Annotated in this window: 12 protein-coding genes and 1 tRNA gene; 2 read left to right on the forward strand and 11 right to left on the reverse strand. The window is 46.2% G+C overall.

Annotation, left to right across the window (positions count from 1 at the left end):
* A partial coding sequence (locus AU511_RS07395) for a PD-(D/E)XK nuclease domain-containing protein (RefSeq protein ID WP_094109260.1) occupies positions 1-555 on the forward strand: 555 nt, incomplete at its 5' end.
* A gap of 135 nt (positions 556-690) precedes the next feature.
* On the opposite strand, the gene AU511_RS07400 is transcribed toward AU511_RS07395, so the two are convergent.
* From AU511_RS07400 to AU511_RS07440, 9 genes are all read right to left on the reverse strand, one after another.
* Positions 691-1,593, reverse strand: coding sequence for a hypothetical protein (locus AU511_RS07400; RefSeq protein ID WP_094109261.1), 903 nt, complete (start codon positions 1,591-1,593; stop codon positions 691-693).
* Positions 1,594-1,677: 84 nt separating this feature from the next.
* The gene (locus AU511_RS07405) at positions 1,678-4,659 is read right to left on the reverse strand and encodes a type I restriction endonuclease subunit R (protein ID WP_205756435.1); all 2,982 of its coding nucleotides are present in this window, start codon (positions 4,657-4,659) and stop codon (positions 1,678-1,680) included.
* Positions 4,656-5,840 carry a restriction endonuclease subunit S gene (locus AU511_RS17540; protein WP_050117357.1) on the reverse strand — a complete coding sequence of 395 codons (1,185 nt, stop codon included), beginning with the start codon at positions 5,838-5,840 and terminating at the stop codon, positions 4,656-4,658. The genes AU511_RS07405 and AU511_RS17540 overlap by 4 nt, the downstream gene beginning before the upstream one ends.
* Positions 5,840-7,513 carry a UvrD-helicase domain-containing protein gene (locus tag AU511_RS07415; protein WP_094109262.1) on the reverse strand — a complete coding sequence of 558 codons (1,674 nt, stop codon included), beginning with the start codon at positions 7,511-7,513 and terminating at the stop codon, positions 5,840-5,842. Before AU511_RS07415 ends, AU511_RS17540 begins: the two co-directional genes overlap by 1 nt.
* Entirely contained in the window at positions 7,510-9,414 is a 1,905-nt protein-coding gene (locus AU511_RS07420) for an ATP-dependent nuclease (RefSeq protein ID WP_094109263.1), read from the reverse strand. Before AU511_RS07420 ends, AU511_RS07415 begins: the two co-directional genes overlap by 4 nt.
* Before the next feature lie 13 nt (positions 9,415-9,427).
* A complete protein-coding gene (locus AU511_RS07425; RefSeq protein WP_420843440.1) occupies positions 9,428-10,930 on the reverse strand; it encodes a type I restriction-modification system subunit M in 1,503 nt (500 codons plus the stop codon).
* The gene (locus AU511_RS07430; protein ID WP_094109264.1) at positions 10,918-12,414 is read right to left on the reverse strand and encodes a type I restriction-modification system subunit M; all 1,497 of its coding nucleotides are present in this window, start codon (positions 12,412-12,414) and stop codon (positions 10,918-10,920) included. The genes AU511_RS07425 and AU511_RS07430 overlap by 13 nt, the downstream gene beginning before the upstream one ends.
* Before the next feature lie 166 nt (positions 12,415-12,580).
* Entirely contained in the window at positions 12,581-13,843 is a 1,263-nt protein-coding gene (locus tag AU511_RS07435; protein WP_094109265.1) for a tyrosine-type recombinase/integrase, read from the reverse strand.
* A 186-nt stretch (positions 13,844-14,029) separates the two neighbouring features.
* A tRNA-Leu gene (locus tag AU511_RS07440) sits at positions 14,030-14,114 on the reverse strand.
* Positions 14,115-14,316: 202 nt separating this feature from the next.
* Here AU511_RS07440 and AU511_RS07445 point away from each other — a divergent pair.
* Entirely contained in the window at positions 14,317-15,597 is a 1,281-nt protein-coding gene (locus AU511_RS07445; protein ID WP_094109266.1) for a DUF445 domain-containing protein, read from the forward strand.
* 75 nt (positions 15,598-15,672) lie between these two features.
* Here AU511_RS07445 and lptG read toward each other — a convergent pair whose 3' ends face one another.
* Entirely contained in the window at positions 15,673-16,743 is a 1,071-nt protein-coding gene (lptG, locus tag AU511_RS07450) for an LPS export ABC transporter permease LptG (protein ID WP_094102275.1), read from the reverse strand.
* Entirely contained in the window at positions 16,743-17,843 is a 1,101-nt protein-coding gene (gene lptF / locus AU511_RS07455; protein ID WP_094109267.1) for an LPS export ABC transporter permease LptF, read from the reverse strand. The genes lptG and lptF overlap by 1 nt, the downstream gene beginning before the upstream one ends.
* Positions 17,844-18,091: the final 248 nt, after the last annotated feature.

Genomic DNA, 18,091 nt, shown 5'->3' on the forward strand with positions numbered 1-18,091 from the left:
GTTTTTAATCAAATTAATCAGGAAATTGCCATTGCTCCACCCTCTGGATGGACCCTAGATGACCTGCTAAGATTTCTGGAGCATATCCCTGCCGGGCTGAAACGGTGGACATGGGAAGACTCAGGGCGAACCAAAGGCGCAGAACCCGTACAATGGCAAGTCGATAATGAATATCATGTTCAGAATCTGCTTTATATTCTACTTGCACCAATATTCAACGATATTGCAGATGAGGTGAATCTTCAGCCTGTTGGACAAAAAAATCCCCGCATTGACCTTTATTTGCCATCACTGCACACAATTATTGAAGTAAAGTACCGAAAAGATACAAAAAAATCTTTTCCAACATTAATTGGAGAAATCGCCGAAGATGCTTCTCTCTATCGTGTTGACGAAATTTATAAAAATTCTTATATCATCAGCTTCCTGTGGGACTGCACACGTTCAACGCAAGAACATACGAAGTTCAAGGAGGGGGTATTGAAGATAAATGGCATTGATGGTTGCGTGGTAATAAGCGCACCTTCAACGATGAGTTTCAAAAAGAAGGAATAGCTCTATTCTTTGCACACACAAAAATAACTTAGTTATTGCATTTAAAAAATAAAAATACCATGACACTGAATAGCCTTTCATCTTAATAAATCAATATAAACCCCATGTAATAAAAACCACATAACTTGTCTCCGTTCATAGACATTCACTTAATATGTCTTTTGCATGCGCCAATAATTTATTACCCACTTCTGTACTCTTCCATGAAGAAAAGTTCACTATATTGTTGAAATAATTAAAATCAAAATCTATTGATTTACGATAAAGCTCTCTAGGTTTTTCGCCATTGACTTCCAAGAGAATAACCATATCCATGGATTCACTTAGGATATGCTCAGTTACTGCAGAATGATGTCGTGTATAGTATAAACTTAACTCAATCCTTTTTTTACAAGTAGTAGCTTTAACAATATATCCTCTTGATGTCATATCTAACTCATCAGGAGCAAGCGACACAAGCTTTTGTAGGAACTTAAGATCATTTATTTTTTTGAAAAGAAACTTCTGATTATCAGACATATAAGCAAATATCCATGGGATATTCATTAACGTGGCTTTCGAGTACAACCATCCCTCTTCTTGCTTGTATTGTTTCAGCATATCCAAAGCTAGTTTCTCATCGATCCTTATACCTGTCACAGTACTTAGCATCCAAATCACTTTATCAAAATTCTCGATAAGTATCTCAAGTATCTGTCGACTAAGCTCGCTGGGAGTTCGCTTTCCTTTATCAGATGAAGTTGATTTTCTTGTATCAGAATAAGGACAATCTAAATAAGCTTCATGATCAAAAATACCAACCCCAGGAACTGATTTTCCATAGTGTTTGGCAAATGGAGAATTAACATTTGATGGTAACTTGTAGAACCCAATGATCTGTATTGGATTGTTGCATGCAGGACAAATAGCAAAATAGCGCGGTTTCCCTTCATCACTCATTTTATACCACGGCGAGCGGCGAGCTGTACGTTGCTCATACTCATCTTTATTTAAAAACCAGTAACCTTGTGTCCGTACGTTCAACTTGTAAACATTCATTCTTCAGCCTCCAGCTTTAGCATTCCAACGAAGCAAATATAAGATATCGTATAGCCTTATATTGCACTAAGATGCCGATGAGCTTTAATAATACTGCCTAATATAGCTGTATGCTTTCTCAAAAAGTTCGTCATCTGCATGTAACTTATATTTGAATAGTGCCTTTCGTAACGCCTTCTTAACTTCTCTCTCACCAGCTAGCGTACTTTGCCAACCAGGAAAACGGACCAGACGAACAATTTCGTCTATGTCTGCAACCACTCGCTCAACTATAATTGGTGTATCTGCTGTCTTTACTTCATTGAATAATTCGGTCAAAGCAGCTTTGCCATGATCCAATTCCTCTTCTGGAGGCGTTGTTTTCTCTGTTTGTAGTGTTTCTTTAGCTATTTCGAGTAGTTGTTTTAAAAACTCAATACTGTTGATTTGACCTGATTCGAAACGATCTTTGAGCGCATCAAGCCGTTCAGAGAGATGTCTAAATTTGGGATTATTACCATGCCCTCGTAGCCGTCGCTTGAGTTTGATTTCAATCTCTTTGGCCTTCTTAGGTTCAGGATTTGAAAGAACGGCTTCCAGCAGATCGGCATCAAGCACTAGAGTATCAAGATCGTCACGAACTGCATCGACATGGACGTTCTGATGGATTAACTCAATAGTTTTGGCCCCCAACGAGTGCCAGATTAATTTTCCATGGCCGCTAGAAGGCAGGACTGACTGGTAAACCTGAGACAACCACTTGTAATCTTTCTCAAAAAGACCGAGAACAACATCGGGTGATAACGCTTCCCATATACGGGAAAGGACACTGTATTCAGAAGCAAAATTGTCTCGGATTTCGTTGTTAGGCAAGCATTGCTGAGCAGCAATCAAACCTTCATACCCCTTCAACGTTCGATCACAGCCAACAAAAAAAGCCAAACACTTCTGCATAGCTTCGGGTAGCTTCTCTTTCAGCTCCAGAATATTACTCACTAGCTGCTTAACACTTTGATCATCGAATTCTAAGGCTGCAGCTACATCATCAAAAATCCCCAGATAGTCAACAATAAGGCCATGGGTCTTCTGCTCGGAATAGGTGCGGTTTACTCGGCAGATAGCTTGTAACAACGTATGGTCGCGCAGTGGTTTATCGAGGTACATAACTTGCAGAATAGGCGCATCAAAACCAGTCAAAAGTTTAGCGGTCACAATGATGAGCTTAAGCGGATCTGCTGGGTCGCGGAAGCGATCCAGTAATCTTTCTTCTTCGTCACGGGTACGATCGTATGGAGCATATTCAGGATGCTCTTTCTTATCTGACGCCTGAACAGACATCACGATATCTGTCGCTTCTGATGGCAAAAGCTTGTCCAACTCAGCTTTAAAGAGCAAGCAGGATTCCCTATCAAACGTAACTATCTGACCTTTGAGACCATTTGGTTCTATCTTGCTTTGATAGTGTTGGACAATGTCTGCACATACCTTGCGAATACGCTCGGGTGTTTTTACCAGAACTGCCATTTTTGCAGCAGTCTTTGCCAAATTATCTTTGTCGAGGTCAGACAGACCACCAGTCAAATCTTTATATGCTGCGTCCAGTTCCGCCTTGTCGATATGCAGATCGATCAATCTGGGTTCAAAATGCAACTTAAGCGTTGCCCCATCACGGATTGATTCGTCGAAACCGTAACGACTCATGTAGCCTTTGTCATCTTCTTCCGCCCCGAAAGCATAGAAGGTATTACGATCTGACCGATTAATTGGTGTACCTGTCAGGCCGAACAGAAATGCATTCGGCAACGACTCTCGCATCTTACGTCCAAGGTTACCTTCCTGGGTACGATGTGCTTCATCTACCAGAACAATTATATTGCTACGCTCGTTTAGACAGCCGTTAGCCTCACCAAATTTAAAAATGGTCGTGATAATAATCTTGCGCACATCTTGTGATAGCAGTTGCTGTAGTTTCTCGCGACTATCAGCCTTTTCAAGATTAGGGATATCCGCACCAGTAAATGTACCCGTAATCTGGCTATCAAGATCGATACGATCAACCACAATTAAAACAGTTGGATTTTTCAATCCGACATGCATACGTAATTTTTGCGCTGCAAAAACCATTAATAGCGATTTACCCGATCCCTGAAAATGCCATATCAATCCTTTTTTGGGATAACCAACCAGCACCCTTTCAACGATCTTATTCGCCGCCTCAAATTGTTGATAGCGGCAGATGACCTTAATACGCCTCTTTTTCTTATCCGTAGCAAATATGGTGAAATTACTCAAAATATCGAGCAGCACTTGAGGCCGTAGCATACTTTCGACAGATGCTTTGAGTGACTTCAGCGGGTGATGCTGACCATCATTATCGTCGCCATCCAGATGCCATGGCCCCCAGTCTTTTACTGGCAGGCCAACAGAACCATAACGGAATAACTTGCCTTCAGTAGCTACCGAGAAAACGTTACAGACAAAAAGTTCTGGAACAAACTTCTCATAGTCGTCATGCACCTGTATTGCGCCATCAATCCAACTAATGCACTTTTTAACCGGAGTTTTTGCTTCAATGAGAACTAATGGTAAACCATTTATTAATAGGACCAAGTCAGCCCGTCGCTCAGTGGCACCTGCGCGATAAGTGAACTGTTGGGTTACAACATATTGGTTTTGAGACAGATCCTCAAGATCGATAAGCCGCACCGGCACATGTTCGTTATTTTGGCCGAACGGCATAGACCGTTCTCCGCGCATCCAAGCAGTCATTTCTTCATTAGCGCGGATTAGACCATCTGAGCGCACCGATAATATAATGGCACGTAGTTTGTAGAGCACTTCGTCGGCGAGATCGGGTTGCGCTGCGATTTCGGGATTTAGACGGCTCAATGCATCTCGCAACCAAGATTCGACCAAGATCTCCTGAATCTGTCGTGGTATTTCCGCAGGTGCGGCATAGTCCCAACCAATGCCTTTCTCCACAGAAACATTACTGAAAGAAAGAGCTGTTGTTAACTCTTTTTGTAGCGAGCCAACCAGTAAGTCCCTAAGGTAAGCCTCGACAGTGTTCGACTCGTTAAAAATCATTGAAAGCTCTCTCCAAAAATTTCTTGCAAGAACCTCTGCTTCATAGATTTAACAACATCATTTCTTTCAATTAACATTTTTTTTGCTATATTTGTCTGCTTAAGAATATGAGACATATGCTCACGCTGGTCTTTCGTCAGATCAACCATTGGTCCTGCTAGGAATTTATTTTGAGAAATATTCTTTGCCTCTGTTCCTGAGCAAAGTGCTTCAATATATGAACGGAATATTGGAAGCTTCGTCCAAGCTAATATAAAATCTAGCGGAGGAGCATCCTCATTAAAATTAATTCGCCAAGTTTTATCACTCAGCATGAGATTACTTGGTGAAGATTCAACTATGCATGTACGAGCAACACCCTGAGGCTGTGCATTTGCTCTTGTCACAAGAAAATCACCAGCCCTGACGATGGCATCTTGAACAAAATCTTCTGGGTTCAGTAGAGTTTTATTTTCTGCTGGATTATATCCGGTTGAACCCACAGCGCTTACTTTTAGTACACCTAATTGCTCAGGTTTTGCTGGCAATGATGATGCTTTGGGGCTTTTTCCAGCCTCAATATTTTTTACAATATTTTTCATTTTCACGATGCGCCAGCTATGTTCCTGACCTAACACAAACTGAATTGCTGCACGTTCTGAAACTCTCAATTTATCATGAGCTATGCTCATCTCATTTGATAAATTGTCAAAAGAAAAGAGAGCTGACACCAATCTATTTTGCTCCTCCATCGGAGGCAACATGAATTGTTGTTCTGCCATTGTCTTCCAATTTATAGTCGGTGACAAAGAACCAACTGATATCTCGACCGCACGATTCATGAATACATCACTCTGCATGAAAAACGGTAAAAACTCAGGCAATACCACTTCCGGTTTCGCTCGTAAAACCATTGCATGGGCTGAACAAATCCCATCAAACTCAGCAACACCAAGCTTGCGTTGATAGGCTCGACGGCGACCAAAAATGATATCACCCTCCTTGAACATCAGTTTGGTAGCGGCAACATCATCAGGACTTCCCCAACGACGAATCTTAAGCGAGTCTGAATCGAGATGTTCGAGACCAATATAGTATTCCATGCCCGATTCAGACGGATTGTCAATACGGACATTGACATTGGTAGCCATCTGGTCAAAACGCCAAATTTTCCAGTTCGGTTTTACAATTTTTTCTGTCATTACTGTATTCTCAAAAATGGCGTAACATATCCGATAAATTCTTCATGCTGTGTTCTATTTTCTTGCCATCGATACGGATTTGAAGGCGGCGTTTCTCTGCGATCAGAAACAGTAAGAACCAAACGTTTTTTCGCACGTGAAATACCCACAAAAAATGCACAACGCTCTGCATCAGGTTTTCCCCAGAACGTTTGACTCTCGATGCCTAAAATAATAACTGAGTCAAATTCGAGTCCCTTACTTTTATGAATAGTCAGAATGCGTACAGCCTGATCATCCGCAAAACGTCCCAACGCTTTTGGCAAATCTGGGTCTGACTTTAGCAATTCTTTAATCCGTGCAAAGGTTTCGCGTATAACATCTTTTAAACGTGCACGAGTTTCATAGTCAGGTGATAAAGCGACCAACATTTTGGTACCAATATACTTTATAAATTCTATCGCCAATTGTACCCAATCCGAAAACGGCGAATCCGTACTCCTAGCATCAGATACTTTTTTGCGTTGTTTTTTAATTAATAGGTCAAGATCCTTTCTCGCACTTGACTGTATTTCCTCATCGGCAAAAGGAATCAATTGATTCATCAATCGAATCCAAGCCTTAGGTTCACGCTTACCGTAGAGACATGATAAATAATCTACGATCAAACGTGCTGCAGGTTCTATAGTGATATCCTGCAATTGTTGCTCGTTACGATATGGAATACCGCGAGCGTCCAACTCGGTCATAAGGTGGTCAGCATAAAGTTCCAACTGTTTAGAAACCAAGACTGCAATTTCTGCAGGTGGTAATTGTTCTGTATTTATCCACCCATTTATTAGATCAGCCAAATAGACTGCTTCTTTACAGCTGTCTTCAAAACGCCAGGCATAAACCTCTCCTTCATCGCCATCCAATTGTTCATCAGGCATAATAGAGTCAGGATCAAGCGTACGAATAATTTCGTTCTGAACCCGCAGCAATTGTGGTTTAGAACGGAAATTGCGATACATGTTAAGTGGTACAGCATTAAAATCATTGACAAAGGTTTGGAAAATACCGTCCAGCGCTCCAGCCCAAGCCATAATTTTTTGTTTAGTATCACCTACCGCAGTAAGGCGAAGACTAGTCCCTTGGAAAGCAAGCTTAACTAACTCATACTGTAAATTCGTGCAATCCTGGAACTCATCCAAGAAAATATCGCTGTAAGTTTGCTGAATTGCATTACGGGCAATTTTTGAGGTTTGCAATATTTGGATTGCCAACGGGACCAGATCGCCGAATTCAATTTGAGTACGAGAGGGGCCATTTTTCTTATCTACAATTGTATAACCCGCATCCAAGGCATCTTTCCCCGTGAGCACCGGCCTGAAACGATCGATGATACGCTTGGCAAATGCATGGAAGGTATAGCTGTCAAAACGCGAGGCAAGATTGGACCCGCACCGCCGTTCTACACGCTCTTTTAGATTTCTGCTGGCATCAACCTTGAAGGAGATCGCGAGAATCCGCTTAGGATACCGACATGTTCCTGTACGTAAAAGGAAGTCAGCTCGTTGCGCAAGCATTTCCGTTTTACCCGCACCAGGTCCAGCTGTGAGTGCCAAGCAGCGCTTACGTGCTTTTGCTGCTCTTTTTGCATTTGGTTCCAGCGTCAGGCCATCGGCGGGTTGCCATGCTTCTGCAGCAATCATTCTGGCAACTCCTCGAGTTTGGCAATAACCACATCTGCTAGCCTGCTTAGTGACTCAGGCATGTTTTCAAGCAATTCAGTATCCGTTAGCTGAGTTAATGCCTCAATGTGTGCTGCAGGTTTGCTGCCAAGCTTAAAGCGTTTGTGATAGGTGCTGAACAACGTTAATTCGTCTTCACTGTATTGAGAAGAATCGTAATGGCTTTTCCCGAGGACGGCCTTGATTGTTGACTCGTCCGGTTTTTCTTTATCAACATCATAAGCTTCGGGATAAGCTAATAACATTGAAAAGTCTAAATCCATTGGGGAGGAAAAAAAAACGCCACGTTCTTCTAGCAACTCGCAATAGTTTGAGAATTCTCGAACCTTATTGGTAGCAGAATTCCATTTTGGAATGTGGTGATCTTCCGGAAGTTTCTTCTTCGGCCTATGCTCACCCAACTGATCATTAGCATACTTAATCCGTCCCCAGCCAGCCTGATGACGAGCAACATCCAAATCAAGCAGAGTGAAATACGGGATTTTCAAAGCAGAAAGTAAACGCCAGAAGTGATTAACATGTCTACCGCCTAATGGAGCTATTGTGATAGCCGATTCGTCAACGGGCGCACCTTTGGCCTGAAGCAAACGTGGCAATACAATCTCTTCACTATCACCTTCGCCCAGCACTACCAGACGCGAGAAATAGATCTCAGGAAATGCCTGGACTGCTTCCCGAACAAACTTGTGTGCATCATCAGATTTCTCAGGCAATTTAATACAGGTGACTCGTGTCTTTCTAGACTCAGTTAACCGTAAATAACGTATTAACTCAGGAGCAACGCGACGCAGCATTGTGGGCGCATGTGTAGCAATGAGAGCTTGTGCATCCACATTTTTCGTCATGATATTCAAAGCACTGACGATACGTCCTAGGTAATGTGGAGAAAGACTATTTTCTGGTTCCTCCAAGGCAACCAAAGTAAAGACCGGCGGACGTAACTTATCGGGATCAAAAGATACATCTTCCTCAGCGAGTACAGCTCTTCCAATCGCTTGAGATGATAATACTAGGGAAAGATAAAGCATTGACTTTTGACCATCACTCAACCGCGAGAAATCGACAAGTGAACCATCGTGCCCTGGGGTAAAAGATACCGACAAATGCCGCAACAGCGCTTCAATCTCCGATGTTACAAAGGTGATTTTCGGATCAGCGAAGAATTTACCTTTATGCAGAGTAGCCCAGCTTGTTTTTAAATTTTCACTAAATGCATTTACAGAAGGGTTTGCCGCGAGGCTGTCGCTTATTTGATCGGTCAACCCCTTAATCGTCTCGCGCTCAGCATCCCAACGTACAGCGCGAAGCAGACGACCCAGTAAGGCGTTTGCACCGTAAGCAATATGATCCGCAGGATCACGTCTGGCAGGCAGATAATGTACCTGGATATGATTACGCTCTGCCCGTGGAACCTGTGCGATATTTTGAGGAGAGCCATCGGCATTGATATCTAATACATATACGAAATTCTCCTCGATATCCCCATCCAGTCCCATAGTAGCCGTGAGGCGAAAACGCACTCGTGGAATACCTTCCGGCTCATCTAATCGCATATGGCCAAAATGAGGTGCTACGGTACTGTTATCTTCGTCTCCTGCAAGTTCGGGAAATAAAAAGTCTGCTTCTATCCACAACTCGCGCTCAGGAGGAACCTCCTCCTCTTCAAAATGGACATGGAAATCTGAACGCTGGACACGTCGCAATGTCGGATCGAATGCAAAGAGCCGGCATAAAGCCTGAAGTACTGCAGTCTTACCTGAACCATTAGGACCAATTAGATAGGTAATATCTTCCAGGCTCAGCTCAGTTGGTTCCTGACCAAAAGACTGAAAACCTGATAACCGAATTGTTTCAAGCTTCATGCTACTCCCTTCCTCAGTTCAAGTTATCCAATGCATCAACTAACGAATCCATTTGTTGCCAAAAAACACGACCATCATTCTGCCATTGCTCCCATGCAGAATTTAATAAGAGAGTATCTCCATCGGCATCTTTAGCGGACGCGGTATTAATTTTCTTAACGTAGAGTGGGATCGATAAGTTGTTCGCGTTTGCTTCGATGCCAGCTAGCGTTGCGACTTTTGCAAATCCGGGCTCATCGGCAAATTCTTTATACGCAACTAAAATCCGTTGTTGCTGTGCTTCTGTAAGGAAGCTTTGTGCTCGTTCACGGGTTACTTCATTAACGGCATCAATGAAAAGTACTTTGCCCTTACGGCTAGCTGGTTTGTTTCGATTACAAACGAGTACGCATGATTCCATTGGTGAGTTATAAAACAAGTTTGGCCCCAGACCTATAACTGCTTCGACCCAATCCTGCTCAATCATTTTGGTGCGCATCGTTTGTTCTTCGTTACGGAACAACACACCATGTGGCCAAAGCGCAGCACTCCGCCCTTTTTTGGTGAGACTGGCCAAAATATGTTGCTGGAAAGCGTAGTCGGCACGTCCCTGAGGTGGAGTACCAAACATGTTGCGCCCCCACGGATCACAACTCCAAGCCTCACGGCTCCACTGTTTGATTGAGTAAGGGGGGTTAGCGAGGATCACGTCAAACTGACGGAGACTGTCATTTTCGATGTGCTTAGGTTCGGCTAAAGTATCACCACGAATGATCTCGAAATCTTCAACACCATGCAGAAAGAGATTCATCCTCGCGATGGAAGAAGTGATCAAATTGCGCTCCTGCCCATAGAGCTTCAATGTCCGATATTCACCACCAGAACGTTTTACTTCGTCTAATGCCGAGATCAACATACCACCGGTGCCACACGTGGGATCATAGATCGATTCGCCAGCTTTTGGAGCCAAAAGCTGGGTCATCAAATGGACAACCGTACGATTGGTATAAAATTCGGCAGCCGTATGCCCAGAGTCATCCGCAAATTTTTTGATCAGAAATTCGTAAGCATTACCCAGTTCATCTTCAGGTACATTAGCGACTGATAGCACTCGGGTAGAAAAATGCTCAATGAGATCTTTAAGGGTCTTGTCAGGCAGGCGCTCACGGTTTGTCCATGCCGCATCACCAAATATACCGTCAAGCATATTTGGGTTAGCTGATTCGATATCCCTCATTGCCTGCTGAATGGTAGCTCCCACATTCCTTGGAGTTTGCCTTATGTCATTCCAGTGAGCTCCTTCAGGAATCTGGAAACGATGGTTTTCAGCGAACTGAGCGTAAGAAAGATCTCCATCAGATTCTTCAAGTATCGACTGATATTCTTCATCCCAAACATCAGACACTCGCTTGAAAAACAACAACGGAAAAATGAACTGCTTGTAATCACCCGCATCAATCAAACCACGCAATAATACAGCAGCTCCCCAAAGGTAACTCTCAAGTTCCTGTTGAGTTATACGACTCATTTCAGCCATCCTCCCTCTTTCATTACTTGCTCAAGTCTCTCTTCCGCAGCCTTACAACGAGCCAGAACGTCCTTAAAAGCTTCGATCGCATCAGGTAGTTCAGGGATTTCTTCTTGCACTGGAGGGAGAACATAGCGTGATATATTCAGCGTCCAATCTTCCGCCTCAATATCAGATAGGTTGACTATGCTGACAGCATCTTTGACATCGCTAAGGTTTTGATACCACCGCAAAATCTCAGCAGCATGCTGAAGTTCCATAAAGTTTTGAGCTCTACCGCGTTTGAACAAACGTGACGCGTCGGCAACCATAACTTTATGCTGCATTTCCACAGTTTTTTTCTTACGTAACACTAAAATACAAGCGGCTAAGCCCGTGCCATAAAATAGATTTGGGGCCAGCCCTATGACAGCCTCAACCAAATCCATTTGCAGTAATTTTTGGCGAATACTCCCCTCAGCGCCCTTGCGAAACAAAGCTCCTTGAGGCAATACCACGGCCATTCGCCCAGTGCCTTCAGCCATGGATTTGACCATATGCTGCACCCAAGCAAAATCACCGCTGCTTGAGGGAGGAAGTCCAGCAAAGTTTCTGCCAAAGGGATCATTTACCCAAAGCTCCTCACCCCATTTTTCAAGTGAAAACGGAGGGTTTGCAATCACACAATCAAATGTAGCCAGCTGGTCCCCATCAAAAAAAGCAGGATTGCGCAAGGTATCATCACGCACTACCTGGAAATCTTCTATTCCATGCAAAAAAAGGTTCATTCGGGCAATAGAGGACGTAGTAAGATTTTTCTCTTGGCCAAAGAGTTTGCCCCAAAGACGCTTCACATCACCGTGTTTATCTTTCACATGCTGTACTGCGGCCAGTAACATCCCACCTGTACCACAGGCGGGATCGTAAATAGTGTCAGTCTCTTCAGGAGAGAGCATGTCGATCATCAACCGGACGACGCTTCGCGGGGTATAAAACTCCCCGGCTTTTTTGTTCGTTGCGTCTGCAAACTTCTTGATCAAGTATTCATACGCATCACCAAGTAGATCAGAGTTGATGTTCTTATTACCAAATGGGAATTTTGAAAAGTGCTCGATAAGATCTTTAAGCAAAGCATCTGAAAGTCTTTCTTTATTTGACCATTGAGCATCACCAAAAACGCCGTACAGGGTCTCTGGGTTAGCCTTTTCAATCTCACGCATAGCCCGCTGGAGAGCAGCCCCCACATTTACCGCTTTGGAGCGAATATCATTCCAGTGGCAATCATCAGGGATCTGAAAACGATGGGATTCGGGAAAATGTGCCAAGGATTCATCACCCGATTCGACAAGAATTTCTTTGAATTCTTCATCCCATACATCACAGATGCGTTTAAAGAAAAGTAGCGGGAAAATATATGTTTTAAAATCAGCAGCATCAACGGGACCTCTTAAGATATTTGCTGACTCCCAAAGATGGTTTTCAAGCTGACTCAGAGTGATAGTTACTTCGTTCAATTCAACGTTCCTGATTAAAAGAGGCTATGAGTCAGTGAGTTACGAAATCTGACGCCTAGCATGTTCGGCTCGGAAGCTGGCAACAGTCAATAATGTGTCATCTTCTTGAATGACGATTAGTTTATCCCGAAGCCAGTCTTCCAACCATAGTTTGGCTCACATCGGACTAAGACTTACCAGAGAAAAACTTCGCAAAATCAAATGGACTCACTGCCTGTTCCCGATTCGCATCAAGAAAATCAGCCCACCACTGCAGCATCAGTCTGCGCTCATCAAGATGCTCAGCCTTATGAATATAAGCTGCACGTACTGAGTTACGTTCCATATGGCTCATTTGCCGTTCCACGGCATCCCTCGACCACAATCCAGACTCAATCAATGAACTACAGGCCATTGTTCTGAAACCATGTCCACAAACCTCTACCTTCGTGTCATAACCCATAACGCGCAGCGCCTTGTTCACCGTGTTCTCACTCATCGGTTTGCGATGGTCGTGATCGCCAATGAAAACAAAAGCGCGATCGCCACTAAGTTTGTGTACCTGTTTAAGGATTGCTAACGCCTGACGAGATAACGGCACCAAATGAGGCGTACGCATTTTTGAGCCACGCTGGGAGTGCTTCACCCCTTCAATAGCTTCTCGCTCTGCTGGGATCGTCCACATCGATGTTTCAAAATCGATCTCAGACCAACGGGCAAAACGTAGTTCACTGGAGCGGATAAAGACCAAGAGAGTTAGCTCAACAGCAAGGCGAGTTAGTGGCCTGCCTGTATAGCGGTCAATGCGTTGAAGCAGTTCAGGGGTACGTTTCAACTCCAATGCAGGTCTATGCTGCCTGTTACTTGAAGCAACAGCACCAACCATTTCCTGTGCGGGATTGTAATCAAGTAAACCACTCTGAACGGCATATCTCATAATTGCAGTAGTTCGCTGTTGTAGCCGGGAAGCCACTTCTAGCCTCCCCGAAAGTTCTACAGCTTTAATAGGGGCTAACAGATCTCGCGTTTTTAGTTCGGCAATATTACGTTTGCCAATGGCAGGAAAGAGATTGTCTTCCAGGCTTTTCAGCACACGTCGGCTATGTTCTTCCGACCACTTTTTATTTGTGGCATGCCACTCAATAGCGAGCTGCTCAAAAGTACGCGCCTCTTCCAGCTCAACCTTATCATTTTTCTTTTTATCTCCCGGATCGATGCTGTTTGCCAAAAGCTTACGAGCTTCATCACGGCGGGCTCTGGCATCTGCAAGAGATACGTCAGGGTAAACCCCTAAAGCCAGCATCTTTTGCTTTCCGCCAAAGCGGTACTGCAAACGCCAGTATCTTGAACCATTGGGATGGACGAGAAGATGCATACCGTTGCCATCGGTCAGCTTATATTGCTTATCTGTCGGCTTAGCTGTTCTGACTTTGATATCTGTTAGAGCCATGCTTATCCCCTCCCTGTTGGTACAAGCATTATCGAACCGGAAATACCATCATCTGTACCAACACTTGTTGGTAGATGTACGTTGATGTCGGTTGACCTTGAGAGAGTTAATATAGCGGGAAAGATAGGTAAATACTGGATTTCAGGCACAAAAAAAGACGTCCGTTGACGTCTATTGATGTTCCGATGGTGCCGAAGGCCGGACTCGAACCGGCACGTATTTCTACGGTTGATTTTGAATCAACTGCGTCTACCGATTTCGCCACTTCGGCACTGAAGTAGTATGCGGAAAACGGGGGGATTATACCGTGCAGCCACGTCCGCGCAACCTTAATCCATCAATCCGCGGCTAAGTGATGAAAAATTCGTCTCATCACCGCCCTGCCCGATGACAGCCAGGTTCCACAGAGTCGTCAGCGGCTGATATGCATAATCGCTTGGCCTGTTCAGAGCAAAACAGGGTAACCTTATTGTATGAATAAAGAAGCTGAACTGAAACGCGCCAAACGTATGGCGCTGTCATGGCTCGCTCTTGCGGCCGCCATCTTTGTGATTACCCTGTGCCTCCTCCCCAACTTTTGGGTTAGTGGAGCGAAAGCGATCGCCGAAGCGGCGATGGTTGGGGCTCTGGCGGACTGGTTCGCCGTCGTAGCCCTATTTCGCCGGGTGCCGCTGCCATTGATATCCCGCCATACCGCGATTATTCCGCGCAATAAAACGCGGATAGCAGACAATCTGGCCCGCTTTGTTCAGGAAAAGTTTCTCGATACCGAATCGCTGTTAGCACTGATTCGTCGACACAATCCCGCTCACATCGTGGGGCGGTGGCTGCAAACCCCCGAGAACGCCGAACGGCTAGGCAGCTACCTGCTGCAGTTTATGCGCGGCATTTTAGATATGGCGGATGACCGACGTATTCAGCGATTCATCCGCCGTGCGGTCCACAAAGCTATAGATAAAGTGGACCTCACCCAATCCGTCGCCGTTCTGCTGGACAGTCTGACCAAACATAATCGCCACCAAGAGTTGCTGGACACGGTCATTGAACAACTGCTGAGGAGGGTGAACAAACCTGCGACACGCGAATTTATCGCGCTCCAGATCGTTCGTTGGTTGAAACGGGAGCATCCGATGACGGAAAAGATCCTGCCCTCGGAATGGCTGGGCGAACGCAGCGCCGAGGCCGTCGCCAATGCGGTCAACACGCTGCTCGACGAGGTGGTGCGCGACGAGGGTCATGAGCTACGACGGCACTTTAATCGCACCGTCGTACGGCTGATTGAACGACTTCGCACCGACCCGGAAATGGCGCGGCGGGCCGAAGCGATAAAGCTTTATTTAAAAAATGACGAAGCGTTCAATCACTATCTGAGCGATCTTTGGGCCGACCTGCGCGCCTGGCTCAAGGCCGACCTCAATCAAAGCGACTCCGCCATACAAACCCGCATTAGCGCCATCGGTCAGTGGCTAGGACAAACGTTGATGCAGGATGAGGGACTGCGAACGTCGCTGAATCATCATCTGGAAGAGGCGGTGCGCGCTCTTGCGCCAGAGTTCGCCGACTTTCTGACGCGCCATATCAGCGATACGGTGAAAAGCTGGGATGCGCAAGAGATGTCGCATTTGATCGAACTGAATATCGGTAAAGATCTCCAGTTTATTCGCATCAACGGCACGCTGGTGGGGGGAAGTATTGGATTGGGGCTATATCTGCTGTCGCAACTGCCTGGCCTGATTGTCATGCTGCGCGCTTAAGCCGCGCTTTGGCCGAAGATTCGTTGCAAAAGACAACGGGCCCGCAGGCCCGTTTACATCACCAATGGAGCACGTCTAGCGCCGTTTCAGCAGCAGCATTACGCTGATTGCCAGGAACAGGAGACTCGGCAGCAAAGCGCCCAGCAGCGGCGGCATGTGGTAGACCAAACTTAACGGGCCGAAGATCTGGTCAAGCACGTAAAACAGGAAGCCGAAGCTGATACCAATGACAATACGCACACCCGCAGGCACATTTCTCAATGGACCGAAAATGAACGACAGCGCCATCAGCATCATCACCGCTACAGACAGCGGAGAGAAGACCTTGCTCCACATATTGAGCTGGTATCGGCCCGACTCTTGTCCGCTCTGTTTCAGGTAACTGATGTAGTTATGCAGCCCGCTGATGGAAAGCGCGCTGGGTTCCAGCGCCACCACGCCCAGCTTGTCGGGCGTCAGGCTCGTATGCCACTCACCGCTTAAGGTCTGGCTGCCGCCGATCTTTTTGCTGTCGGTTAGTTCAGATGTATCAACCTGCGACAGCCTCCATACGCCGCCGTCAAAGGTGGCAGAGGCCGCATAACGGACCGACAACAGCTTACGGTCGTTATCGAAGTGATAAATACTCACACCCGCCAGCTCTTTTTCGCCCACAACACGCTGAATGAAAACGAAATCAGCACCATCTTTGGCCCACATCCCGTTCTGGGTAGACAGCATCGAACCACCGAACATCATCTGCGAACGGTAATTGCGCGCCATCTGTTCGCCCTGCGGCGCCACCCATTCGCCAATGGCCATTGTCAGCAGCACCAACGGGATAGCGGTCTTCATGACCGCGCCTGCAATCTGCAGTCGGGAAAAACCGGACGCTTGCATGACGACCAGCTCGCTGCGCGTCGCCAGCGTTCCTAGTCCCAACAGTGCGCCTAACAGCGCCGCCATCGGGAAAAATGTTTCAATATCTTTCGGGACGCTAAGCAAAGTATAGAACCCCGCGCCCAATGCCGAATAACCGCCCTGCCCGACTTTGCGCAGCTGCTCGACGAATTTGATGATGCCGGATAGCGATACCAGCATGAACAGCGTCATCATGATGGTATTGAAAATGGTTTTACCGATATAGCGGTCTAAAACACCAAACATTAGGCCGCTCCTCTTTGTGTCAGGCGGTATCTCAATTTACGCAACGGAACGCTGTCCCACAGGTTAAGCGCCAAGGCAATCGCTACATAAACCGCGTTGGTAAGCCACATCCATACCAGCGGATCGAGCTTGCCCTTACCGGCATTGGATCGCAGCGAAGTCTGTAGCAGGAAGAAAATCAGATAAAGCAACATGGCCGGCAGCATGCTCAACACGCGCCCCTGACGGGGATTCACCACGCTGAGCGGTACGACGATAATCGCCATCACCAGTACGGACAAGATCAGCGTCAGACGCCAGTGAAACTCGGCGCGAGCGCCGATTTCGTCGGAACGCCACAGCGTCCTCATGTCCATCTGCTCAACGTTGTTAGGATCGACGGTGACCGCCTGATGTCCTATCAACGCCTGATAGTCCGTGAAGTCCGTAATGCGGAAGTCACGCATCATGGCCGTCCCTTCATAGCGGGTGCCTTTGTTCAACGTCACGATCTGCGATCCGTCGTCGCCCTGCGCGACGGTGCCGTGATCGGCCACCACCACGGAAGGCCGCGCGTTGTCACGGGGGCGCATCTGGGCCAGGAAGACATGTTCGAATTCCTTGCCGCTGACGTTACCCACAAATAACACCGAATTGCCGTCCTGAGACTGCTGGAACTGCCCTTCCGCCAACGTCGCCATGCCAGGATTCGCCCTGGCCTCGGCCAGCACCTCGTCCTGATGCCGCGACGACCAAGGGCTTAGCCACAGCACGTTGACCGTCGCCACCACGGCCGTCGCTAACGCCAGCCACGCGGCAGACTTCAGCAGCACATTTCTGCTCAGTCCGCATGCGTGCATCACGGTGATTTCGCTTTCGGCATACAGTCGCCCAAAGGTCATCAGCAACCCGAGAAACAGGCTTAGCGGCAAAATAAGCTGCGCCATTTCCGGCACGCCCAGTCCCAAAAGGGATAAAACCAGATTAGTCGGGATATCACCGTCCACCGCCGCGCCCAGTATTCGCACCAATTTCTGACAGAAAAAAATCAGTAGCAGAATAAACAGGATAGCCAGCTGGCTTTTAAAGGTTTCCCGTACCAGATATCGAATGATGATCACGCTCAATACGCCTGTGAAAACTTGTCTTTTTGCAGGAAAGTCGATAGTTTTTTCGCTAACTCGCCATTTATACTCATTTGTGGCAACCTTCTCGTAGCTAAACCGGTATTACAACATCCTGCGTTCGGGATGTGCTATCAGAACCTGCAAAGCCTTATTACAGATTCGCTACGTCGTTCAGATTAACACAGGTTATGTTAACGCGACGGTGGGAAAGTATTACGGAGTGCCACATTCTAACCATAGCA

This window comes from Lonsdalea iberica (assembly GCF_002111585.1).
GTDB lineage: Bacteria > Pseudomonadota > Gammaproteobacteria > Enterobacterales > Enterobacteriaceae > Lonsdalea > Lonsdalea iberica.

What these genes read in the sequence shown, in the direction of transcription:
- AU511_RS07400 (WP_094109261.1), bottom strand. Translation starts at nt 1,593, where the DNA reads ATGAATGTTTACAAGTTGAACGTACGGACACAAGGTTACTGGTTTTTA.
- AU511_RS07405 (WP_205756435.1), bottom strand. Translation starts at nt 4,659, where the DNA reads ATGATTTTTAACGAGTCGAACACTGTCGAGGCTTACCTTAGGGACTTA.
- AU511_RS17540 (WP_050117357.1), bottom strand. Translation starts at nt 5,840, where the DNA reads ATGACAGAAAAAATTGTAAAACCGAACTGGAAAATTTGGCGTTTTGAC.
- AU511_RS07415 (WP_094109262.1), bottom strand. Translation starts at nt 7,513, where the DNA reads ATGATTGCTGCAGAAGCATGGCAACCCGCCGATGGCCTGACGCTGGAA.
- AU511_RS07420 (WP_094109263.1), bottom strand. Translation starts at nt 9,414, where the DNA reads ATGAAGCTTGAAACAATTCGGTTATCAGGTTTTCAGTCTTTTGGTCAG.
- AU511_RS07425 (WP_420843440.1), bottom strand. Translation starts at nt 10,930, where the DNA reads ATGGCTGAAATGAGTCGTATAACTCAACAGGAACTTGAGAGTTACCTT.
- AU511_RS07435 (WP_094109265.1), bottom strand. Translation starts at nt 13,843, where the DNA reads ATGGCTCTAACAGATATCAAAGTCAGAACAGCTAAGCCGACAGATAAG.
- AU511_RS07445 (WP_094109266.1), top strand. Translation starts at nt 14,317, where the DNA reads ATGAATAAAGAAGCTGAACTGAAACGCGCCAAACGTATGGCGCTGTCA.
- lptG (WP_094102275.1), bottom strand. Translation starts at nt 16,743, where the DNA reads ATGTTTGGTGTTTTAGACCGCTATATCGGTAAAACCATTTTCAATACC.